This window comes from Streptomyces sp. NPDC059455 (assembly GCF_042750115.1).
GTDB classification, from domain to species: Bacteria; Actinomycetota; Actinomycetes; order Streptomycetales; family Streptomycetaceae; genus Streptomyces; species Streptomyces endocoffeicus.
Map to the genome: position 1 here is coordinate 11,044 of NZ_JBHYVB010000044.1, position 21,533 is coordinate 32,576.

The window sequence follows — 21,533 nt, forward strand, 5'->3', positions numbered from 1 at the left end:
GTCCAAGGGCGGGCCGGCCGTGGCGTCCCCGGCCGCCGCCGGTGCCCCCCGGTCCGCCGCGCCCTCGAGGGGGGCGAGGAGGTCCAACAGCGTGAGCGGGCCCGCGCCCCGCCGCGGCAACACCACCCCCCCCCGGGCCGCCCCCCGCCCCCCCCGCGGCCGGGAGCCCGGCGAGGCCGCACCAGGCGCGCAGATCGGCCGAGGCCGCGGGGCCGAAGGCGGCCAGATAGCGCCGTACCAGCGCCTGGCCGACCGGGTCGGAGCCGTCGGGGGCGGGCGCGTCCATCTGTCGGCCCAGCCAGGAGGAGAGCAGGACGTTACGCACCCCTCCCCGGGAGCGCCACAGCCCGCGCGGCGGCGTCTGCGCCACCGGGACGAGGGCGGCGATCAGCATCTCGCCCAGTGCCCGCGGTGCCGGGGCGGGCCAGCGGTCGGAGACCGTCCGCACCAGCTCGGCCATCGAGCGCGGCTCGCCGTCGGCCATCACCGCCCGGCCCGCGGTGGCGAGTTCGCCGAGGTCTATCCCCTCCAGCTCGCGGCGGTAGGTCCCGAGCACCCGCTGACGCAGCATGGCGTCGTGGCGGGCGCGCCAGGCCACGGTGTCATCGGCGGTGAGGAGATGGACCGTGCGGCGCATGAGGTGGGTGCGCACCACGCTTCGCCCGGTCAGCAGGTCGGAGAGGGCGCCCGGGTCGAACGTGCGCAGCCGTGACCAGAGCCCGGTGAACGGCTCCTGCGGCTCTTGCGCCTGCATACCGCACAGGTGCGCGACGGCGTCGACGACGGGCACATCGGCACGGTCGAGCAGCAACTGCCGGGCGAGCGTCGCACGGCCCAGCGCCCGGCTGCCGAGAACGGTCATCGTGCCACCCCGGCGCGCTCGTCGGCCGGTCGCCGCCGTAGCGCCGGGCGTTGGACGGATGGCGGGGTGTAGGACACATCGAGCGGGCCGATGTCGGTTCCGGGCGCCACGATCCGGGCGATCCGGTCGAGGACGTCGTCATCGAGGGTGACGGTGGCCCCGGCCAGGAGATCCTCCAGATGCTCCATGGTGCGCGGCCCGATGATGGCCGAGGTGACGCCGGGGTGGGTGATGGCGAAGGCCATCGCCAGGTGGGTCAGCGACAGACCGGCGTCCTCGGCCAGCGGGATGAGCCGCTCCACGGCGTCGAGTTCGCGCTCGTCGGTCAGATGCCGGGGCACCCACTTCATCCGCGCGTTCCGCACCGTGGGCCCGCCCTCGCGGTAGCGTTCGGTGAGCAGGCCCATCGCCAGCGGACTCCACACCAGCATGCCCATGCCGTAGCGCCGGCAGACCGGCAGGACCTCCCGCTCGATGGCGCGGTTGAGGATGGAGTACGGGGGCTGCTCGGTGCGGAAGCGGTGCAGTCCGCGCCGGTCGGCGACCCACCGCGCCTCGACGATCTCCGAGGCCGGGAGGTTGGAGGACCCGATGGCGCGCACGCTGCCGGCACGGTTGGGATCATCGCCCATCGTGCCGTTGACCTTGGTGGCCAGCACGATGTCGTCGCGCCACCCCTTCAGCGCCCTGCCCACAATGTCCTCGGACTCCCCGTGGGGTCCGTAGACATCGGCGGTGTCGATGAAGTTGATCCCCGAGTCCAGCGCCCGGTGGATGATCCGGACACAGTCGTCGTGATCGGGGTTGCCCGCCCGGCCGAACAGCATCGTGCCCAGGCAGTAGGGGCTGACCCGGATACCGGTCCGCCCCAGCTCACGCGTCTTCACAGTCGCGCCGTTCCCTTCGGTTCCTTGGCTCTTGGGTTCCGGAACCGGGGGGGGGGGGGGCGGGGCCCCCCCCCCCGGGTTCCGAGGAGATCCGGTCGGCGGTCAGCCGGCCTTCCGCCCATCGAGCGACTCGCGGATGATGTCCGCGTGCCCGGCGTGCTGGGCGGTCTCGGCGATGACGTGCATCAGCACCCGGCGCACGCTGTGCACCGCCCCCGGCTCGTTCCAGGGCGCCTCCGGCAGCGGATGCGTCGCCGACAGATCGGGGATGGTGGTGATGATCTCCTCGCTCCGGGCGGCGACCTCCTCATAGCGCTGGAGGATCCCGGCCAGCGTCTCACCGGGCAGCATCTGGAAGTTGTTCTGGTTGTCGATCGCCCACTGCGGGATCTCACGTGCGGTACCGGCCGCGAGGTCGGCCCAGGTGACACCGTCGGGCAGGTCGAAACGCAGCGCCGAAGGGCCTTCGAGTACGAAGCGCAGCCATCCCTCCTCGATGGCCGCGACGTGCTTGATCAGCCCGCCCAGGCACAGTGCGCTGGCCGTCGGACGCTCGCCGGCCTGCTCGTCGCCGAGCCCGCGCACCGTGTTGGTGAGGGCGGATCGCGCGGTGGCGAGTTCGGCGAGCAGATCGGCCCGCTCGCTGTCGAGCTCGGAGGAGGGCATGGTGGTGGCGGTCACGGTGATCGGATCCTTCTGGTCGTTCTGGGCTCTGATGGAGAGAACAGTCGCAGGGGAAGCGGACAGGTTGTGGCCGCTACCGCGAGCAGAATGGGAGTCATGCCGAAGACCTCAGCGCGACTGCTCTCACTGCTCTCGCTGCTCCAGGCGCGCCGGGACTGGCCCGGGCAGCTGCTGGCCGAGCGGCTGGAGGTCAGCCCGCGCACCGTGCGCCGCGATGTCGACCGCCTGCGCGAGCTCGGCTACCCCATCGTGGCCGCCAAGGGCCCCGACGGGGGCTACCGGCTCGGCGCCGGTACGGAACTGCCACCGCTGCTGTTCGACGACGACCAGGCCGTGGCTCTCACCGTGGCGCTTCAGACCGCCACCGCCACCGGGGCGGGAATCGGGGAAGCGGCCGCGCGGGCGCTGAGCACCGTCCGGCAGGTGCTGCCCGCACGGCTGCGCCATCGCGTTGACACCCTCCAGGTCACCGCCGTGGAAGGGGCCGGGACCCGGCCGAATCCGCGGGTCGACCCGCAGGTGCTCATGGCCCTCAGCGCGGCCGTCCGCGCCCGCGAGGTGCTGCGCTTCGACTACGCCCCCGTGTCCGCACCGGGTGCCTCCGACGCCGGCCCCGCCGCCACTCCGCCGCGCCGCGCGGAGCCACACCACCTCGTCACCCGGGGCGGGCGCTGGTATCTCGTCGCCTGGGACCTCGACCGCGAGGACTGGCGCACCTTCCGCGTCGACCGGATCACCCCGCGCACCCCGACGGGCCCCCGCTTCACCCCGCGCGATGTGCCCGGAGGGGATGTGGCCGCCTTCGTCGCGAGCAGGTTCCAGGGAGCCGACGGCCCCGGCGGCTGGCCCTGCCGTGGCGAGGTGATCCTCGACCTCCCCGCCGCCGACGTCTCCCCCTTCGCCCACGACGGAGTCGTGGAGGAACTTGGCCCGGACCGCTGCCGACTCGTCCTGGGCGCGTGGTCATGGCCCGGACTGGCCGCCACCATCGGCAGGTTCGACGCCGGCATCGAGGTCATCGGGCCGGCCGAACTCAAAGACGCCTTCGCCCACCTGGCCCGCCGCTACACCGACGCGGCGGCGAGCGGACCCGCCGGGCACACCATGCCACCCCCGAGCCGCTGAGCGCCACGCGCCGCGCATCGTGGCTCAGGGCGCGGCGTCGAGATCCACCTCGAGGTTCTCGGTCTCGGTCCAGAACCCCTCGTCCGCGTCGTGCAGCCGGGACGCCGCGTGCCTCAGGTGGAGCAGCGCCGCGTCGCGTGCCGCCTCCGCGTCCCGGGCCTCGATGGCGGCCAGGATGGCGTGGTGCTCCTGCCGGACCGCCTCGAGGAAGTCACCGCGGCGTGCCTCGTTCGCACGCGTGACGCGGATTCCGCCGCGCAGCACCTCGCCGAGGTAGCGCAGCGTGGAGAGCATCACCGCGTTCCCGGTCGATTCGGCGACGGAGCGGTGGAAGGCGAGATCCTCGTCCACGCCGTCGCCACCGGCCGCCACCGCCGTGTCGATGGCCTCCAGGGCCTGACGCATCCGGGCGAGGTCGGCCGGGGCGGCCCGGGTGGCCGCGAGGTACGCCGCCTCGCCCTCGATGGGGCGGCGCACCTCCACGATCTGCCGCACCTTGGACTTGGTGTCCTCGGCGGTCTCGGCCTCCAGGTCCAGTGGCCGGGTGCGGCGCGGCATCACGAACACGCCGAGCCCCTGACGGGGTTCGACCAGGCCCGCGTTGCGCAGCCGGGACACTGCCTCGCGTACGACGGTCCGGCTGACGCCCAGCTGCTTGACCAGCTCCACTTCGGTCGGGAGCTTGTCGCCCTCGGCCAGCCGTCCGGACTCGATCTCTTCCGAGAGTATCGCCGCGACCCGATCCGCGAGCCGCACGGGACCGCTCACCTTGGAGAACATGGTCTTCAGTTTATCGGCACCGCCCCGGTCGCCCCGGCCGCTACGGGGTGTCCGCAGCGTGGCAGGGGCTCCGCAAGATCCGTCGGACATCCCTAAGGGTGCGCTCTGTCCACGACCGCGTCGGCGTGGTCTTCGGCGTAGGCGCGTACCACCGAGGCGAAGTCCGGGTCGGGGGCCAGCCCGAGTGCCGCGGCCCGTGCGTTGTCGAACACGGCGGGCCAGGAGCCGACGAGGGCCTCGACATCGGGGTCGGGCGCGATCGTCACCAGGTCGGCGACGGCGTCGCCGGCCACCTGCCGCAGTGTGTTCAGCATGTCGGCGACCGAGACCGTGAGCGCCGGAAGGTTGACCGGCACCCCGCCGGCGATCCGGCCCGGCCCGGCACCGCGCTCTGCCTCCGCGACGCGGAGGATGCCCTCGACGGTGCGCCGTGGCGAGGCCAGGGCCACCTTCAGCTCGGGGTGGACCGGGCAAGTGGCCGGGAGGCCCGCGAGCGGTTCGCGGATGATGCCGGACAGGAAGCCGGAGGCAGCCGCGTTCGGCTTGCCCGGCCGTACCGACACGGTCATCAGACGGGCGACGCGCCCGTCCAGGAAACCGCGGCGGGTGTAGTCCGCGATCAACTGCTCGCAGACGAGCTTCTGGATCCCATAGCTCGACTTCGGGGTGGGCAGGGTGGACTCGCTGACGACCGGTGGCAGCGGTAGCGCGGGATCGGAACCGTAGACGGCGACGCTGCTGGAGAACACCAGCCGCGGCATCGGCCCGCCGGCCGCCGACTGGGCCCGCGCGGCCTCCAGCACCGCGCGTGTGGTGTCCACATTGGCGCTCATACCGAGGTCGAAGTCGGCCTCGCACTCGGCCGAGACCGCGGAGGCGAGATGGATCAGCACATCCACCGGCTCCGTGAACACCTCGTCCAGCCGGTCGGCCAGATCGCCCTGGACGATGTCCACGAGGGGGTCGTCCGCCGCCGAACCGGGCGGCACCACGCGGTCGGCGAGCACCAGCCGGTCGATCGGCACACCGCGGAACGTCCGTGACGTGAGCAGTGCGGCGGCGACCCGCCGGCCCAGGAAGCCGAAGCCACCCGTGATGACGATCCTCATGCGTTGTCTCCTCGGTAGTCGTGTCGCCAGCCGAGCCCCTCGCTCGTACCGGCGCGGGGGATGTACTCACAGCCGATCCACCCGTCGAAGCCCAGGTCGTCGATGACGCCGAGCAGATGGCGGATGTTCAGCTCGCCCCGGTCGGGCTCATGGCGATCGGGTACGCCCGCGATCTGCAGATGGCCGACCCGGCCGGTCGGCAGGTCACGGCGCAGGGTCGTGGTCAGGTCGCCCTCGATGATCTGGCAGTGGTAGAGATCGAGTTGCACCTTGAGGTTCGGGGCCGCCACCTCCCGTACCACGGTGTGCGCTTCGGACTGCCGGTTCAGGAAGTAGCCGGGCATGTCGCGGCCGTTGATCGGCTCGATCAGGATGTCGACGCCCGCCGCGGCGGCCCGTTCCGCGGCCCAGGCGAGATTGGCCAGATAGGTGTCGCGGTGCTCGGCCGAATCGCCCGATCCCACCAGCCCGGCCATCACATGCACTCGCGGGCAGCCGAGCTCCGCCGCGTACTCCAGGGCCCGGCCGATCCCGGAGCGCGTCTCCGCCTCGCGGCCGGGCAGCGCCGCGATCCCGCGCTCGCCGGCCTCCCAGGCGCCGGGAGGCGCGTTGAAGAGCACCTGCCTCAGGCCGTGGTCGTCGAGCCTGCGCCGCAGCTCGGTGGCGTCGTACGGGTAGGGGAAGAGGTACTCGACGGCCTCGAAGCCGTCCGCCGACGCCGCGGCGAAGCGGTCGAGGAAGTCGTGTTCGGTGTACATCATGGACAGGTTCGCGGCGAACCTCGGCATGCTGGCTCCTGCGTTCGGGCCGGGACGTCCCGGTCAGCGGTTGACGACCTGCTTCTTGGTGGTGAGCACCGCGGCGGCGCCCACGACCAGAGTGAAGGCCAGGACGTACATCGGGATCGACGCCGAGCCGGTGGCGTCCTTGAGCGCGCCGATCATGTAGGGGCTGACGAAACCGGCGAGGTTGCCCACCGAGTTGATGATGGCAAGGCCCGCCGCCGCCGCGGTGCCGCCCAGGAACGCGGTGGGGAGCGACCAGAACAGCGGAGCGCAGGTCAGCACCCCGGCCGCGGCGACCGACAGCGCGATCAGGGACAGCGTGGTCGACCCGTTCCACACGGCGGACAGCGAGAACCCGACGGCGCCCATCAGGCTCGGGATGACCAGGTGCCAGCGTCGCTCGCGGCGCTTGTCCGCCGAGCGGCCGAACAGGTTCATCGCGACGAGCGCGGCCACGAACGGCACGGCGCTGAGCACACCGATCGCCACGTTGCCCTCGATGCCGGTGGACTCGACGAACGTGGGCATCCAGAAGGTCAGGGCGTACTGGCCCATCACGAAGCAGAAGTAGATGAGGCACATCAGCCACACCCTGGGCTCACGGAAGGCGTCCCGGACCCGGCCGTGCACGGTCCGGTGCGCGCCGTCGTCGGCGACCGCCCGCTCGACGACGGCCTTCTCCTCATCGGTCAGCCACTTCGCGTCCCGCACGCCGTCGTCCAGGTAGAAGAACGTGACGACACCGACGAGGAGCGCGGGGACCGCCTCCAGCAGGAACATCCACTGCCAGCCCTGCCAGCCGTTCACACCCTGGAAACTGTCGATGATCCAGCCGGAGAGCGGATTGCCGAAGATGCCCGCCACCGGGATGGCCGACATGAACATCGCGATCACCCGGGCCCGGCGGTGCGAGGGGAACCAGTAGGTGCAGTAGAGGATCACCCCGGGGTAGAACCCCGCCTCCGCGGCACCGAGCAGAAACCTCAGCACATAGAACGTCGCCTCGTTGGTGACGAACATGAACGCCGCCGAGACCAGGCCCCAGCTGATCATGATGCGGGCGATCCAGGTGCGGGCTCCGACGCGTTGCAGCATCAGGTTCGAGGGCACCTCCAGGAGGAAGTAGCCGATGAAGAACAGGCCCGCCCCCAGGCCGTACGCCGCCTCGCTGAACCCGAGGTCATCGGACATCTGGAGCTTCGCGAAGCCGACGTTGACCCGGTCCAGGTAGGAGGCCACGTAGCACAGGACGAGGAAGGGGACGATGCGGCGTACGACCTTGCGGTAGACGGTGTTCTCGCGGGCAAGCGCGGGCGTCTCGGCCGCCACTGCGGGCATGGGCATGACGGAATCCTTTTGCGGCTCAGGGATTCTGCGACGGGGAAGGGGACGAGGAAGGGGACGGGGAGGGAACGGGGACGGGGGAGCGGCAGGTCACCAAGCGGCGCCGAACGTGGTCCTCAATTCGTCGATCGCGTCGGTGGTGAGGGGCCCCGGTCGACGGTCGGTCAGGAGCCAGAGACGCGCCGTCTCCTCGAGTTCTTCGAGGACGGCGAGGGCGGCGGCCGCGTTCGGGCCCCAGACCACGGGGCCGAGCCGGTCGAGGAGGACGGCCCTGATCGGCGTGTGGCTCGCCAGGCGGTCGGCGATCCGGGCGGTCACCAGGTCGGCCACGCGCGGGTCGCCGGGCCGGTGGTAGGGGATGAGCGGAACGTGCCCCACCTTCATCACGAAGTACGGCGTGATGGGCGGGAGCACGTCGTCCTGGCTCCACACCCCGGCCAGGGTGAGCGCCACCAGGTGGGTGGAGTGGGTGTGGATGATGAACCGGGCCGTGGGGTCGGCCGCGTAGATACGCCGATGGAGCGTCAGGGTCTTGCTCGCGCGGTCGCCCGCGCGCTGCTCACCCTGGGCGTCGACCAGCGCGAGGCGGTCGCGCTCGAGGAAACCCAGGGCGGCGTCGGTGGGCGTGATCAGATGGCCGTCGCCGATCCGGGCACTGATGTTCCCGGCGCTGGCGTGCACATAGCCCCGGTCGAACAGGCTCGTGCCCACCCGGACGATCTCGTCGCGTGCCTCGTCCACGGCGGTCTCGCGGAGCTCGGTCATGAGACCTCCCGGTCGAGCAGGGCGAAGGAGCCGGTGAAGAACGCGGGGCCACCGAAGTTGCCGGACTTCAGCGTGATGTGGAGCGTGTCCCCGCCGGGCAGCGCCGCCGCGCACCAGGGCACACCGGGATCGATCTGGGGTCCGATGCGCAGTCCGGTGATGCCGAGCGCCCGGACGACCGCTCCGGAGGTCTCGCCGCCCGCGACGACGAGTTGACGCACACCGCGCCGCACCAGGCCCTCGGCCACGCGGGCCAGGGTCCGCTCCACCAGCTCGCCGGCCTCGGCGGCGCCGAGCCGGGTCTGGACGGTGCGGACCGCCTCGGGCCCCTCGGTGGAGTAGAAGAGGACGGGCCCGTCGGCCAGATGCGCCTCGGCGAAGGCGAGCGCCTCGCCGGACACGTCCTCACCGGTCGCGACCCGCAGCGGATCCACGCTGAACGCGGGGCGGCCGGTGCGCAGGAACTCCTGGACCTGCTGGTTGGTGGCGGCGGAGACCGATCCGGAGATGACGGCCCGGTGGCCGCCGGGCGCCGGCAGCTGTGCGGCGGCGCGGGACGGTGTGAACCCCCAGTTCGCGGGCAGCCCGATGGCCAGGCCCGAACCGGCGGTCACCAGGGGCATCCCCTGAACCGCCGCGCCGAGGCGCACCAGGTCGTCGTTGGAGACGGCGTCGACGATGGCGATTCCGGCGCCCTGCGCGCGCAGTTCGTCGATCCGCGCCCGGACCGCCGTGGCATCGCGGCCGACCACCGTGTGGTCGATCAGCCCGACCGCTCGTGTGGTCTGCGTGCCGAGGACCGAGACCAGATTGGGGTCGGTCATCGGGGTGAGCGGGTGATGGCGCATACCGCTCTCGCTGAGCAGCACATCGCCGACGAAGAGATGGCCCTTGAAGACCGTGCGCCCGTTGTCGGGGAACGCGGGCGTGGCAATGGTGAAGTCGGTGCCGAGCGCGTCCATCAGGGCCTCGGTGACCGGCCCGATATTGCCGGCCGGTGTCGAGTCGAAGGTGGAGCAGTACTTGAAGTAGATCTGCTCGGCACCCGCGGACCGCAGCCAGGCGAGGGCCCGCAGCGACGTGTCGACGGCGTCGGCGGCCGGAACGGTCCGTGACTTGAGGGCGATGACCACGGCATCCGCGTCCACCGGCCGTTCGGCGCCGGGCGGCGGTACATCGATCAGCTGGACCACGCGCATGCCCGCCCGCACCAGGTTGTTGGCCAGGTCGGTGGCGCCGGTGAAGTCGTCGGCGATGCAGCCGAGTCGGATGCCCATGTCAGGCACCCACCGACTGGGGCAGATCGATCCCGGGGAAGATCTTGATGACCGCGCTGTCGTCCTCCGAGCCCAGACCGGACGCTGACGCCTGGAGGAACATCTGGTGAGCGGTGGCGGCCAGGGGGAGCGGGAACCTCTCCGGCCTCGCCGAATCGAGGACGAGCCCCAGGTCCTTGACGAAGATGTCGACGGCGGAGAGCGGCGTGTAGTCACCGGCGAGCACATGCGCCATCCGGTTCTCGAACATCCACGAGTTGCCCGCGCTGTGCGTGATGACCTCGTAGAGCGCCTCGGCCGGGACACCGGCCTTCAGACCCAGCGCCATGGCCTCGGCCGCCGCGGCGATGTGCACACCCGCGAGCAGCTGATTCACGATCTTGACCTTCGAACCGAGGCCGGGCTGCTCGCCCAGGCGGTAGACCGTGCTGCTCATGGCCTCGAGTACCGGGTCGGCCACCGCGTACGCCGTGGCGGGGCCCGACGTCATCATGGTCAGCTCACCGGCCGCCGCGCGCGCGGCGCCACCGGAGATGGGGGCGTCCAGGTAGAGCGCACCGCGCTCGGCCAGACGTCCCCCGAGCTCCGCCGACCAGCCCGGGTCGACCGTGGAGCACATCACGAAGACGGCCCCCGGGCGAAGCCGGTCGGCGGCCCCGTCGGCGCCGAACAGCACCGACTCCACCTGCGCCGCGTTGACCACGACACTGACCACCACGTCCACCGCGGCCGCCAGGTCGCCGGGGGAGGCGTACGCCGTTCCGCCGTCGCGGGCGAAGCCCTCGGCCACCTCCGGCCGCAGATCGTGGACCCCGACGTCGTAGCCCGCCGTCCGCAGGCTGCGCGCCATGCCGAGTCCCATGGCCCCGAGCCCCACCACGCCCACGCGCGGTCGCGTCGGCCTGTCCTGGTCGCTCATGCCCCTCCTCGTCCTTGGCTTGTGCTGATGGGGGAGCGCCGCCGCGCTTGCTGAGGTGTCCGGGGCGCGATCGGCCCCGGCCACCTGCGGCGATCGGGTCATATGATGACCTGAAGACAAGGCTCCCGCATACTGTGACGTCCGTCACATGGGGTGGGATGAGGAGGGTGGAGTCGGGTGGTGCGTGGCGCGGCCGGGCGTGGTGTGTCCGGCTCCGAACCTCGATCCATTCCGATGGAGCTTCGCGTGCGACTCACCAGTGCGCCGCCTGCGGGGCGGTCGGGTTGGAACTCAGCAGAGGCCGACAACTCAGCCGACAACTCGGCAGAGGCCGATGGATGTGCCGGCGGTCAACTGGTGGTAGCGGGCCCCGACGCCGGGGCCGTTGTCGCCCAGGAACCCGGCGAGTATCGCGTTGCCGACGTCATTGAGAGCGCCGTCGTGGATGGCGTAGGCGTCTCGTGGGGCCACCTCCCGCACGTAGTCGATCAGCTGCCCGGTGGTCGACCAGGGGCCGTGCACGGGCAGCAGCAGGGTGTCGACGGTGGCATCGGGGACGGTGAGCGCGTCTCCGGGGTGGAAGAGGGCGTCGTCGATGAGGAAGCCGACGTTGCCGACCGGCGGGATGTCGGGGTGGATGGGCGCGTGCCAGGTGCCGTAGACCCTCACCTCGAATCCCGCCGCGGTGAAGGTCTCGCCCTCGCCGACGGTGGTGACCCGGGTGCCGAGGCCGTCCAGCTGCTTGGCGACGGAGGTGTTGGTCCAGATGCGCAGGGCCGGGTTGTTCTCCGCGGCCTTGCGGAGCGTCTCCTCGGAGAAGTGGTCGAAGTGTTCGTGGGTCGGCCTGAGCATGTCGGTGGAAGGCGACCGGACGCCGGACCGGGACGGCACCCGGACCCCCGCCCTCGCCGCGCCCCGCGAAGGCCCGGTGTCGTCGTGCGGCCGGTCCGGAAGGTCGGTGGCGCACAGGCGCAGGACCCGCTCGCGCAGCCATCGGTGGGCGGGGTCGACGGTGTTCCTGGGATGCCAGTACATCGACTCGACGAGCCGTGGCAGCGGCACATCGAGCGCCACGGTCCGAAGGCCGATACGCGGGCCGAGCTGGTCGAACAGGCGCCGCTGTATCACCGCGACCATGCGGGTGCCGGGGAGCAGACAGGCCGCGTTGGTGAAGTTGTCGGTGGCGGCCACGGCCCGGAGGGGCAGGCCGAGTTGAGCGAGAACCGAGTCGGCGATCGTGGGCTGCGGCCCCCCGATCTGGACGTACGGCAGGGTGCAGAGCTGATCGGAGGTCAGGACCTCACCGACCTCGGGGTGGTCCTGGTCCACCACGGCCACGAACTCATCGGTGAACAACGTGGCGCTGGAGAACGTCTCCAGCTCCCTGTCCTGGATCATCGGCGGCCAGATGACCAGATCGCACTGGGCTCTGCGGAGTTGGTCGACCATGCCGTGGTGCAGCGGGGCGACCTTGATCTGCACATGGGGGTAGGGGAGTCAGCACCATGCGGCGGCCGTCCCTGACCAGCAGCGGCTCATTGAAGTGGCAGCGGAGCTTGGCGAGCGAGGTGCTCATCGAGGGCTGAGTGACCTCGACGCGCTCCGCCGCCTTGGTCACACTCCGTTCCATCAGCAGGGCATGCAGCGGGACCAGGAGGTCCATGTTGAAGTTGCTGAGGGACGGTGGCATCGCTCTGGGTCCTCGTCATGATCGGGCCGGAATGGGCAGCCGAGGCGAGTCCTGTCCGAGCAGGAATCCGGTTCGCGGCGCGTGACGACGGAACCGTACTACGGATGGCACCCCGGCGCGGACGCATGCGCCGGGGTGCCATTCCGTGAGGTGACGAGGGGTCAGGACATCAGGACGAGAGGACCAGCTTGGCCTTGTGGCCGCTGACCGACCGCACCCCGATGCTCAGGTTGTTGAGCCTGACGGTGCCGCCCGGGCTGGTGCTGCCGCTCAGGTGCGCGCCGCCCGTAGTGGTGGCCGCCATCTTCACGGACCGGGAGCTGATGTGGGTGATCCGCAGCTTCCCGAACCCGAACCGATGGCTGTCGACCTTGATGCTCGTGGGCCTCGACACGGTGACCTTGCACCGCCCGTCGTAGCAGGGCCCGTGGGCGGTGGCCTGCGCCACCGGCGACATCAGGCCGAGTCCCAGCGTGCCCGCCAGGGTCGTGGTCACCGCGGCCGTCGCGGTCCTCCAGCGCATACCGGTACTCATCAGTGGAACCTCCTGGGTCGGGAATGCGTGCGCCGCATTTCTAACCCGCACATCCCGGGACCGCTCCCGAGGAGACCCCGCGACGTGGTGGCGGCTACCACGGCTACCAGGTGCGGACGAGGACGGTGCCGACCTTGCCGGGCCGCACCGCGTGCTCCACGGTGCCGGCCAACTCGCCGAGGCCGTACGTGGCGGCCACGTCGAACTGGTCCGTGAGTCCCAGCGCGATCTGCCGCGCGGTGGCCATGTCGGATGCCCGCCGCTCGGCGGACGCCTCGGACAGCCACCGGCCGACCACGTTCTTGCCCCGCAGCGTCAGCGACTTGTTCAGCAGCGTCGCCGCGTGCACCGAGATCGGCTCCTCGGCGATCAGCCCGTAACTCACCGGCTTTCCGCCCGGCGCCAACAGATCCAGCAGGCGCTCCGCAGGCTTCCCGCCGATCGGGTCGAGGGCCACGCTCACCGCACGGCCCCCGGCCACCGAGTGGACCTCGTCGGCCCACTCCGGATGTGCGGCCGTCCCCGGGTGTGCCCTGGGGGCGGGGCTTGGCCGCGGCGTCAGTGGCGCCGGCCGGGGTTTGGCAGCGGCAGCGGGGCGGGTGGGCGTCGTTGATCGTGCGTCCATGTCATTTTATCCGAGTTTGTACTGGCTGGTGCATGGGGCAGGCGAGGGCACCGGGGGATGCGCATGGTCCGAGCGGATCCCCCTCAGTCCAGCGTGATCCTGGCGGCGACCGGCAGGTGGTCGCTGCCGGTGGCGGGCAGGGCGCGGATGTGGCCGACGGTTGCCGAGCGGGCCATGACCTGGTCGATCCGGGCCAGCGGGAAACCCGCGGGGAAGCTGAAGGCGAAGCCCCGCTCCGCCACGTTCATCCGCGAGGTCAGCGGGGCCAGCCCACGGTCGTCCGCCGTGCCGTTGAGGTCACCCAGCAGGACCACCCGATCGCGCTTCTCGGCGGCGATGGCCCCGCCCAGCAGCCCGGCGCTCTCATCACGCCAGGAGGACGCGAGGCCACTCGCCCGGACGCGCACCGACGGCAGGTGTGCGACATACGCCGCGATCTCGCCGTGCGGGGTGCGGACGGTGGTCCGCAGTCCGCGGTTCCACCCCTCCGCGATCCCGTGGGGTTTGATGTCCAACGGCCGGGCATCGGTGAGCGGATGCTTCGACCAGAGCCCGACGGTGCCCCGGACGGCGTGGTACGGGTAGTCCGGGGCGAGGGTCTGCTCGTAGACCGGCAATGCGCGGGGCACCAGTTCCTCCAGCGCGATGAGATCGGGCTCGGCGCCGGCCAGGGCGCGGGCCGTACCCGCCGGATCGGCGTTCTCGTCGCTGACGTTGTGCTGCACCACCACCAGGTCACGCGGGCCGGGCTCCGCCCCGGGCAGGAACAGTTCGCCGAAGAGATACGTCCACGCCGCCACCGGCAGCAGCAGTGCCACCAGCGACAGGGCCGAACGGCGCAGCAGCGCCAGGCCGAACAGCACCACGACCACCACGCCGAGCCACGGCAGGAACGCCTCCAGCAAACTGCCCATGTGCCCAACGGAGTTGGGCACCGCCCGGTGGAACACCAGCAGCCCGGCCGTCAGCACCGCCAGCACGGCGAGCACCCGCCCCCGCGTCCAGGGCGACCCGCCCCGCGCGTCCCCCGTCGCGTCACCCCACCGGGCCCACCGCACCACCCGGCGCCCGGCCCGCCGGGCCACCCCCGCCCGCACCGGCGCCGTCGTACCGCTGTCCACCTGCTCCACCATGGCTTCCCATCCGTGAGGTTCCGCCCCCCAAGACGGGCCACCAGGCGCATCGGTTTCCGTTCGCGCGGGTGGTGGCACGGGCCGCCGGAAAATCCGGTGACGGTGGGCCACCCACTCCCTAGGATCGGGCCCTGTGCTCTCCCGTCCCTCCTTCATCAGCGACGAAGCGATCGCGCATGCCGTCGCCGCGCATTGGCTGCCGGAAATCGCCGAGGTCGCGTATCTGCCCTGGGGTTTCGGCGCACACCACTGGCGGGTGGCCGGTGGCGGCACGACCCTGTTCGTGACGTTGGACCAGCTGGAGCCGCGGCACACCGAGGCGACGCTGGAGGCCGCCTACGCGGGGGCGGCGGCACTGGCCGCAGCCGGTGTGGACGTGGTGTGCGCGCCGTTGCCCGCCCGGTCGTCCGGCCGGTTCACCGTCGGCGTCGAGGCGGGCGCGCTGAGCGTGACGCCGTGGCTGGACGGACGGAGCCCCACCGAGGAGGAGGCGAGCCGGCCCCCGCACGTCCGCGAGGTCGAGGCCGCGCTGGCCGCGCTGCACCGCGCCACACCGCCACCCGGTCTGCGGCACTGGGCTCCCCAGGTCGGCCCCGAGTTCCCGGGCGAGCTGCGGGCCCGGACCGCCCGGCCCTGGACCTCCGGCCCGCTGGCGGAGGAGGCGCGGGCCGCGATCGCCGCACACGATGCCGCGATCACCCGTTGGACGGACCGCTACCTCGAACTCGCGGACCTCGCCCACTCCCGCCGGGACCAGTGGGTGACGACCCACGGCGAGCCGCACAACGACAACCAGGTCGTGGGCGCGTGCGGGCTGAAGCTCGTCGACTGGGAGTCGCTGGCCCTCGCGCCACGCGAGCGGGACTACGCCGATCTGCTCGCGGCCGGTGCGGGGGACCGGCTGCGCCCCGACCCGGCGATGGTCGAGCTGTTCGCCCTCGACTGGCGCCTCTCCGAGATCGCCGAGTACGCGCGCTGGTTCGCCGCCCCGCACACCGGCACGGACGACGACCACACCGCCCTGGAAGGGCTGTACGAGGAACTGCGGCGGGTCACCGCGCCAGGGCGGCCCGGGCCACCGTGACCGCCTGCCCGGCGTAGCCGCGGCCGAACAGCACGGTGTGCACCAGCAGGGGGAAGAGCTGGTGCAGTCCGACGCGGTCGGCCCAGCCCTCGGCGAGCGGCGCCACCTCCTGGTAGCCGTCCAGCACCTGGTCGAGGTGCGGGCAGCCGAACAGGTGGAGCATCGCCAGATCGGTCTCCCGGTGGCCCCCGTGCGCGGCCGGGTCGATCAGCCACGCCTGCCCGTCGGCGCCCCACAGGACGTTGCCGTTCCACAGGTCGCCGTGCAGCCGGGCGGGTGGCTCGGCGGGTCCGGCCAGCTCGGGCAGCCGCTCACATGCGCGTTCGATCACCTCGGCCTCGCCGTGGCGCACCGTGCCGTCGTCGACGGCGCGCCGCAGATAGGGCAGCACCCGGTGTTCGGCGTACCAGCGCGGCCAGTCGGTGCCCGTGACATTGCGCATCGGGGCCATGCCGATGTACGCGTCCGTGGGGCCGTCGGGCGGCGGGGCGCCGAACGCGGGCGCGCCGACGGTGTGCAAGCCGGCCAGGTCGCGGCCGAACCGGGCCGCCGCCCGGGCGCTCGGCCGGCCGGTCGGCACCTGGTCGGTGACCAGCCAGTGCCGGTCGTGGCCGTGCACCGCCGGGACGCGGACCGTACCGGCGTCGGCCAGCCAGCGCAGCCCCGCCGCCTCGGCCTCCACCGCGCCGGGATCGTCACCCCGTTTGACCATCACCGTCTGTCCGCCGTCGAAGGTGACTTCGGTGAGCGCGGCGGACAGCGGCCGCCGCCGGGTCGCCGGACGGCCGGTGAGGCGGGCCGCCGCGGCACCGGGGTCCTCGCCCGTCCCGGCCTCGGCACGGGCGCTCATGCACCGAGCCGCTCGCGCGCCCAGGCCAGCAGGCCGGGCACCGAGGCTTCGATCATGGCCAGCACCTCGTCGAACCCCTCCGGGCCGCCGTAGTACGGGTCGGGTACGTCCAGGTCACCGGTGGCATCCGGGTCGAAGGACCGCAGCATCCTGACCCGTGACGGATCGTCGACCAGCCGGCGCAGCGCCTTCTCGTGGCCGCGGTCCATCGCCAGGAACAGCTCGGCGTCCCGGTGCTCGGCACCGAACTGGGCCGCGACATGCTCCACCGGATAGCCGTGCCGTGCCAGCAGTTCGCCGGCCCGTTCGTCTATGGGCTCACCGGCGTGCCAGGGGCCGATACCGGCGCTGTTGACCCGTACCGCGCCGTCGAGTCCCGCCCGGCGCAGATGCTCGGCGAAGACCAGCGCGGCGGACGGCGACCGGCAGATGTTCCCGCTGCAGACAAAGCAGATGTGCACGGCCACCAGGGTAGGGCCTGGCTCCGATATGGCGCAGGTGCGGGCCGCCCGGGGGAGACCCCGGCTCACCCCGCCCATGGCTTGTCCACCAGCGGTGTCCGGAGCCACTCCACGCCTTCGGTGCTCTCATCGGGCCTCAGCTCCAGCATGTGGCCACCGGGCCGGTCCGAGGCCCGCGCGATCGCGCTCACCAGCCGCTCGGCGAGATCGGGGCCCTCGGTGTCGTCCATGTCGTCGACCGGTGCGCCGGCCCGTACGTCCTGGCGGACCTCTTCACCGCTGTGGAGGGTCAGGATCAGGTGCTGGGGTGTCTGCCTGTCCCATCTGACCTGCTCGATGGTGTCGGCGCGCACCATGCGGCCGCCGAACGTCGCGCTGTTGACCCGCACCCACACATCGGGCGTCATCGCGGCCCTCCCTCGCACGGGCGCCGATGCTCCTGCTCGTTCCCTCCCGTTGTACCGGACGGAGCCCGGCGTCAGGCGCCGTGGTCCGCGAACGGACCATCGGCGGCGAAGGCCAGCGTGGCGAAGCGTTCCCCGATACGGCGGTGGGTGGCCGCGTCCGGGTGGAGCTCATCGGGCAGCGGCAGCTCGACGGCGTCGGCCTCGCCGTAGAGGTCGCGGCCGTCGAGGTAGTGGAGGTGGGGGTCGTCGGCCGCCCGCTGCTCGACGATCCGGGACAGCTCCTCGCGGATGACGCCCAGCGTCAGCTTCCCGGCGGCGCGCTCGGCGGGGTCGCCGGTGGCCAGGAACCGCAGCCTTCCGGAGCTGAGCGCGCTGAAGTCGAAGGACGCGGGGCCGGGCGTGTCCTCGTGGATGGGACACAGGATGGCGGAGACGACCAGCAGCGGCGTGGTGGGATGCCCCTCGCGGATCGTGTCGAGGAAGCCGTGCACCGCCGGGCCGAAGGCGCGCAGCCGCATCAGGTCGGCGTTGACCAGATTGATGCCGATCTTGACGCTGATCAGGTCGGCGGGGGTGTCCCGCATCGTCCGTGCGGTGAACGGGTCGAGCAGGGCGCTGCCGCCCAGGCCCAGATTGATCAGTTCCACCCCGCCGAGGGAGGCGGCGAGCGCGGGCCAGATGGCGGTGGGGCTCGCGGCGTCGGAGCCGTGGCTGATCGAACTGCCGTGGTGCAGCCACACCCTGCGGCCCCGGTCCGGTACGGGCTCGACGGGGGCGTCGGTGCGCAGGGCGACGAGCTCGGTGGTCTCGTTGTGCGGCAGCCAGATCTCGATGTCCTTGACGCCGTCGGGCAGGTCGGCGAAGCGGAGGGTGCCGGCCGGGCCGGGGCGGCTCTCGGCGGTCCCGGTGGCCATGTCGATGGCCAGGGTGTTGCCGCCGGTCACCGTGGACTGGGCGGTCAGACGGCCGTCGACCAGCAGGTCGTAGACGCCGTCCGGGCGGGGCGGGGCGCCCGCGTAGACCCGCTTGGTGGGCAGTGTGTCCAGCTCGACGGCGGTGGCCCGGGTGCGGAAGACCAGCCGTACGCCGGACGGCTGGGCCTCCACCATGGCGAGCTGCCCGTCGGCACACTGGGCGCGGGCCCAGGCGGGCAGCCGGTGCGGCAGTAGCCCGTGCGCGGTGCGCTCCAGGTCGAGGGCGCCCCGCAGGATGTCGGCGGTGATGGGCGTGGTGATCCAGTGGTGTTCGGTGGTGGGCATCGTTCCAGCCTGTTGATCAGGGATGTATGCACGGATGCGGGTGATGTATGCAGGGATGCAGGGATGCAGGTGATGTATGCGGGGATGCAGGCAGGGATCGTGCGGACCCGCGATGAGCGATACGCGCCTCGTCAGGGCGCGGGCCAGTTCCGCAGCAGGGCGTCGAGGGCGTCCAGGGCTCGCGACCAGCTCTCCTGGCTGTCCGGGGCGCTGTGGCTGAACCCGCCCGCCATCTCGAGGCTGACGTAGCCGTGGAAGACGCTGCCCAGTAGCCGGACCGCATGCGTCTGATCCGGTTCGTCCAGGTCGTAGCCGCGCAGGATCGCCCGGGTCATCTGTGCGTGCCTGCCCCCGGCGCTGGCGGCCGCCGCCTCCGGGTCGAGCCTGAGCCGGGCCGCGGTGTAGCGGCCGGGGTGCTCGCGGGCGTAGTCGCGGTAGACGTTGGCGAAGGCGGTCAGGGCATCCTTCCCCGCCCGTCCCGCCAGGGCGTCGGCGGCCCGGTCGGCGAGCTCCTCCAGGGCGAGCAGAGCGATCCTGGTCTTGAGGTCCTGGGAGTTCTTCAGGTGCGAGTAGAGACTCGCGACCTTGACGTCGAACCGCCTGGCGAGCGCCGAGACGGTCACCTGGTCGAAGCCGACCTCATCGGCGAGCTCCGCCCCCGCCCGGGTCAGGCGTTCCGTGGTCAGTCCTACCCGTGCCATCCATACCCTTCCTCTCCTCGACCAGAACCGATTATGCATTTGCCTAAAGGTTTTAGGCAAATGAGCGTGCGGCTCATGAAGCCGATGACTGAGCAAGAGATCCGTGCCGCGTTCGTGAACTGCACCAAGGGCGAGGCGAAGCGCCTGGCCATCCCGCGCGACCTGGCCGACCGGCCCTGGGACGACCTGGACTACCTCGGCTGGCGAGATCCGCAGGCCCCCAACCGTGCCTATCTGGTCACCGTGCTGGACGGCCGCCCGACCGCCCTCGCGCTGCGCTGCCCCGGCCCCGCCTCCTGGCAGGCGCGGCGCGGCATGTGCTCGATGTGCCTGACGGCCCACACGGGCGGCGTGTCCCTGATGGTGGCGCCGAAGGCGGGTAAGGCCAGGCAGCAGGGCAACTCGGTGGGCGCCTATATATGCAGCGACCTCGCCTGCTCGCTGTATGTGCGGGGCAAGAAGGACGCGGGCGCCGGATCGCGCCCGCAGGAGTCGCTCACCCTGGAGGAGAAGATCGTGCGGACCGTGGCGAACGTCGCCGCGTTCCTCGCCAAGGTGACCGCGTAGCTCATGCCGCCGGGCGACGTCACGGCCCGTGCGACAGCGGTGCCCCGCACACCACAGCGTGCGGGGCACCGAGTGAGGCGCGGAGGTCAGCCGCAGTTGGTGTTGGCCTTCTCGAAGCGCACACCGTCGATCCAGCCCCACCAGTCCACACAGGCGCCCCGTGCGTTCGTGTAGATGGGCCCGGCGTAGGAGCGGTAGTTGCCGCTGTCGTAGATGTTGTGGATCTCCGTGTCGCTCCGCGAGAGGTAGATGGTCATCGGGACCGGGTCACCGGCGACGTTCCGGATCGCGACCAGGCAGTTCTTGCCCGTGGTGGAGCTGTAGGTGAGATACGCCGTGCCCTTGTCCCCGACCTCGGTGGAGTTGACGACCGTATAGCCGGAGCCGCAGGCGCCGTTGTACGCCGCGTGCGAGGGCGCCGCGGAGGCCGCGGGTGCGGCCACCATCAGGGCGGCCGCGCCGGCGCCGGTCACTGCCGCGACGGCCAGGGCGCGCTTGATGTGCGTCATGGGTGGGTCCCCGTTCGTGTGGTGTCGGTGCTGTCGGTTGAAGTGCCGTGGGTGGATTTCCCGGTCATTACGACCCGTCACCCGGCCCTTGAGTTGTCCCCGTGCACCGTCACGACTCTGTCCCCACTGTCACCAGCGTGTAACGGGGGGCTCGCGCAAGAAACGCAAGCCGAAAAGAGTCTGACGGCCATCGAGCCACCAGTGGAAGAGATATCGAATGTTGTGGTGTTTCGGTGGAGGGGATGGGGGTGTTCTCTGGTCCTTCTTCGGCGCTTTCGCCGGATGGGCTGTCGTTGCTGGATGTGGACGTCCCCGGCGGTGCTGCCGATGACGCCTCTCTCTTACACTGTGCCGGTCCCCAAGTTGATCGGAGCACCATATGCGTCGCCTTGCCGCCGCCCTTTTGGTAATGACCGCTTTTGCCTCGCTCGCCGGCTGCGCGCAGGATTTCGACCGGGGCCCTGACGGGCAGGTGACCGACAAGGTCAAGGACGGAAAGAAGTTCTACTTGGTCGTCAAGCCGACCAAGGGGGACGGGGAGAAGAAGTTCCGCGTCAGTAAGTACGACTATCACGACTGCAATCGGGGCTCGAAGTACCCCAAGTGTGTTGACGATTAATCAGTTCATCTTCACCGACGAGTTCGTCGTCACCGCCGATCGCCGGGTCGGCCGTTCCTTTCGGCCGACCCGTTTGCGATAGGAGTGATTGAGCGTGCGATGAAGCGTGCGCCGCGCAGAGCGATTGGGATAGGGTCTGCCCGGAGGTGAGCTCTGTGCCCGCTGAGGACGAGTTGTTCAGCGCTGTCGACGCGCTCCTGGAGCAGGTCGCCCAGGACGATCTGCCGACACCCGTCGAGCGCAAGAGGCTGCGTGAGGCCGCGGGGCTGAGCCAGGCCGAGGTCGCCGGGGTGCTGGACATCCGCCGGGAAGCGGTGGGCAATTGAGAATCCGGGAAGACCGAGCCGCGGCAGCCGAAGCGCGCCGCCTACGCCCGGCTCCTGAAGGGCCTGGCCGCCCGTTTCCCGGCCCCGGCCGCGGAGTCGCCGGGCCTCCCCGCTCCAGCCCTGGAGTCGCCGGGGCTCCCCGCCCCGGCCGTCGAGATCGACCTGTAGGGAGCGGCATGGCACGTGTCGTGGGTGTGCATGGCATCGCCCAACAGGTCAAGGGCGAGCAG

24 protein-coding genes and 2 pseudogenes are annotated in these 21,533 nt (G+C 71.5%); 5 read left to right on the forward strand and 21 right to left on the reverse strand.

All coding sequences use genetic code 11. The features are described from left to right. From ACFXB5_RS18015 to ACFXB5_RS18025, 3 genes are all read right to left on the reverse strand, one after another. On the reverse strand, positions 1–862 hold an 862-nt coding region (locus ACFXB5_RS18015; RefSeq protein WP_385208609.1), incomplete at its 3' end, for a DNA glycosylase AlkZ-like family protein. Continuing rightward, a complete protein-coding gene (locus ACFXB5_RS18020; RefSeq protein WP_385208612.1) occupies positions 859–1,749 on the reverse strand; it encodes an aldo/keto reductase in 891 nt (296 codons plus the stop codon). The genes ACFXB5_RS18015 and ACFXB5_RS18020, both read right to left, overlap by 4 nt. 102 nt (positions 1,750–1,851) lie before the next feature. Continuing rightward, a complete protein-coding gene (locus ACFXB5_RS18025; RefSeq protein ID WP_385208730.1) occupies positions 1,852–2,415 on the reverse strand; it encodes a DinB family protein in 564 nt (187 codons plus the stop codon). A 114-nt stretch (positions 2,416–2,529) separates the two neighbouring features. Here ACFXB5_RS18025 and ACFXB5_RS18030 point away from each other — a divergent pair, with 114 nt between their 5' ends. Continuing rightward, positions 2,530–3,558, forward strand: a complete 1,029-nt coding sequence (locus ACFXB5_RS18030; protein ID WP_385208615.1) for a helix-turn-helix transcriptional regulator — start codon at positions 2,530–2,532, stop codon at positions 3,556–3,558. A gap of 24 nt (positions 3,559–3,582) precedes the next feature. Here the strand turns inward: ACFXB5_RS18030 and ACFXB5_RS18035 are convergent, their stop codons facing one another. The 12 genes and pseudogenes from ACFXB5_RS18035 to ACFXB5_RS18090 form a co-directional block, all read right to left on the reverse strand. Beyond that, positions 3,583–4,338: a FadR/GntR family transcriptional regulator gene (locus ACFXB5_RS18035; RefSeq protein ID WP_385208618.1), complete on the reverse strand. Its 756-nt coding sequence runs from the start codon at positions 4,336–4,338 to the stop codon at positions 3,583–3,585. Between the two features lie 92 nt (positions 4,339–4,430). Beyond that, on the reverse strand, positions 4,431–5,447 hold the full coding sequence (gene denD / locus ACFXB5_RS18040; protein WP_385208621.1) for a D-erythronate dehydrogenase: 1,017 nt from the start codon (positions 5,445–5,447) through the stop codon (positions 4,431–4,433). Next, complete coding sequence (gene otnI / locus ACFXB5_RS18045) at positions 5,444–6,235, reverse strand: 2-oxo-tetronate isomerase (protein ID WP_385208624.1); 792 nt, start codon at positions 6,233–6,235, stop codon at positions 5,444–5,446. The genes denD and otnI overlap by 4 nt, the downstream gene beginning before the upstream one ends. A gap of 33 nt (positions 6,236–6,268) precedes the next feature. Then, complete coding sequence (locus ACFXB5_RS18050; protein WP_385208627.1) at positions 6,269–7,576, reverse strand: MFS transporter; 1,308 nt, start codon at positions 7,574–7,576, stop codon at positions 6,269–6,271. Positions 7,577–7,666: 90 nt separating this feature from the next. Further along, positions 7,667–8,341 carry an aldolase gene (locus ACFXB5_RS18055; RefSeq protein ID WP_385208629.1) on the reverse strand — a complete coding sequence of 225 codons (675 nt, stop codon included), beginning with the start codon at positions 8,339–8,341 and terminating at the stop codon, positions 7,667–7,669. Continuing rightward, entirely contained in the window at positions 8,338–9,618 is a 1,281-nt protein-coding gene (otnK, locus tag ACFXB5_RS18060; RefSeq protein WP_385208632.1) for a 3-oxo-tetronate kinase, read from the reverse strand. Before otnK ends, ACFXB5_RS18055 begins: the two co-directional genes overlap by 4 nt. 1 nt (position 9,619) lies before the next feature. Next, complete coding sequence (gene ltnD, locus ACFXB5_RS18065) at positions 9,620–10,537, reverse strand: L-threonate dehydrogenase (RefSeq protein ID WP_385208635.1); 918 nt, start codon at positions 10,535–10,537, stop codon at positions 9,620–9,622. A gap of 309 nt (positions 10,538–10,846) precedes the next feature. Continuing rightward, the gene (locus tag ACFXB5_RS18070) at positions 10,847–12,019 is read right to left on the reverse strand and encodes an MBL fold metallo-hydrolase (RefSeq protein WP_385208637.1); all 1,173 of its coding nucleotides are present in this window, start codon (positions 12,017–12,019) and stop codon (positions 10,847–10,849) included. Positions 12,020–12,041: 22 nt separating this feature from the next. After that, a pseudogene (locus ACFXB5_RS18075) lies at positions 12,042–12,227 on the reverse strand (LysR family transcriptional regulator); the annotation flags it as partial. Between the two features lie 169 nt (positions 12,228–12,396). After that, on the reverse strand, positions 12,397–12,762 hold the full coding sequence (locus tag ACFXB5_RS18080; RefSeq protein ID WP_385208640.1) for a hypothetical protein: 366 nt from the start codon (positions 12,760–12,762) through the stop codon (positions 12,397–12,399). 103 nt (positions 12,763–12,865) lie between these two features. Continuing rightward, entirely contained in the window at positions 12,866–13,387 is a 522-nt protein-coding gene (locus tag ACFXB5_RS18085) for a zinc-binding dehydrogenase (RefSeq protein WP_385208643.1), read from the reverse strand. A gap of 83 nt (positions 13,388–13,470) precedes the next feature. Then, the gene (locus ACFXB5_RS18090) at positions 13,471–14,520 is read right to left on the reverse strand and encodes an endonuclease/exonuclease/phosphatase family protein (protein WP_385208646.1); all 1,050 of its coding nucleotides are present in this window, start codon (positions 14,518–14,520) and stop codon (positions 13,471–13,473) included. Positions 14,521–14,653: 133 nt separating this feature from the next. On the opposite strand from ACFXB5_RS18090, the gene ACFXB5_RS18095 reads away from it, so the two are divergent. Then, entirely contained in the window at positions 14,654–15,604 is a 951-nt protein-coding gene (locus ACFXB5_RS18095; RefSeq protein ID WP_385208648.1) for an aminoglycoside phosphotransferase, read from the forward strand. On the opposite strand, the gene ACFXB5_RS18100 is transcribed toward ACFXB5_RS18095, so the two are convergent. The 5 genes from ACFXB5_RS18100 to ACFXB5_RS18120 form a co-directional block, all read right to left on the reverse strand. Beyond that, positions 15,573–16,454 carry a fructosamine kinase family protein gene (locus ACFXB5_RS18100; RefSeq protein ID WP_385208651.1) on the reverse strand — a complete coding sequence of 294 codons (882 nt, stop codon included), beginning with the start codon at positions 16,452–16,454 and terminating at the stop codon, positions 15,573–15,575. The two genes, ACFXB5_RS18095 and ACFXB5_RS18100, sit on opposite strands and share 32 nt — an antisense overlap. After that, positions 16,451–16,915: a low molecular weight protein-tyrosine-phosphatase gene (locus tag ACFXB5_RS18105; RefSeq protein ID WP_385208653.1), complete on the reverse strand. Its 465-nt coding sequence runs from the start codon at positions 16,913–16,915 to the stop codon at positions 16,451–16,453. Before ACFXB5_RS18105 ends, ACFXB5_RS18100 begins: the two co-directional genes overlap by 4 nt. Positions 16,916–16,980: 65 nt before the next feature. Further along, on the reverse strand, positions 16,981–17,322 hold the full coding sequence (locus tag ACFXB5_RS18110; protein ID WP_385208656.1) for a hypothetical protein: 342 nt from the start codon (positions 17,320–17,322) through the stop codon (positions 16,981–16,983). A 71-nt stretch (positions 17,323–17,393) separates the two neighbouring features. After that, positions 17,394–18,581, reverse strand: coding sequence for a GDSL-type esterase/lipase family protein (locus tag ACFXB5_RS18115; RefSeq protein WP_385208659.1), 1,188 nt, complete (start codon positions 18,579–18,581; stop codon positions 17,394–17,396). A 131-nt stretch (positions 18,582–18,712) separates the two neighbouring features. Then, on the reverse strand, positions 18,713–19,282 hold the full coding sequence (locus tag ACFXB5_RS18120; RefSeq protein ID WP_385208662.1) for a TetR/AcrR family transcriptional regulator: 570 nt from the start codon (positions 19,280–19,282) through the stop codon (positions 18,713–18,715). 75 nt (positions 19,283–19,357) lie between these two features. Here ACFXB5_RS18120 and ACFXB5_RS18125 point away from each other — a divergent pair, with 75 nt between their 5' ends. Then, a complete protein-coding gene (locus tag ACFXB5_RS18125; protein WP_385208665.1) occupies positions 19,358–19,849 on the forward strand; it encodes an FBP domain-containing protein in 492 nt (163 codons plus the stop codon). Between the two features lie 86 nt (positions 19,850–19,935). Here ACFXB5_RS18125 and ACFXB5_RS18130 read toward each other — a convergent pair whose 3' ends face one another. Next, a complete protein-coding gene (locus tag ACFXB5_RS18130; RefSeq protein ID WP_385208732.1) occupies positions 19,936–20,349 on the reverse strand; it encodes a spore-associated protein A in 414 nt (137 codons plus the stop codon). A gap of 388 nt (positions 20,350–20,737) precedes the next feature. On the opposite strand from ACFXB5_RS18130, the gene ACFXB5_RS18135 reads away from it, so the two are divergent. Further along, entirely contained in the window at positions 20,738–20,977 is a 240-nt protein-coding gene (locus ACFXB5_RS18135; RefSeq protein ID WP_037955849.1) for a hypothetical protein, read from the forward strand. Positions 20,978–21,132: 155 nt separating this feature from the next. Beyond that, positions 21,133–21,453: pseudogene (locus tag ACFXB5_RS18140) on the forward strand (helix-turn-helix transcriptional regulator); the annotation flags it as partial. Positions 21,454–21,533: the final 80 nt, after the last annotated feature.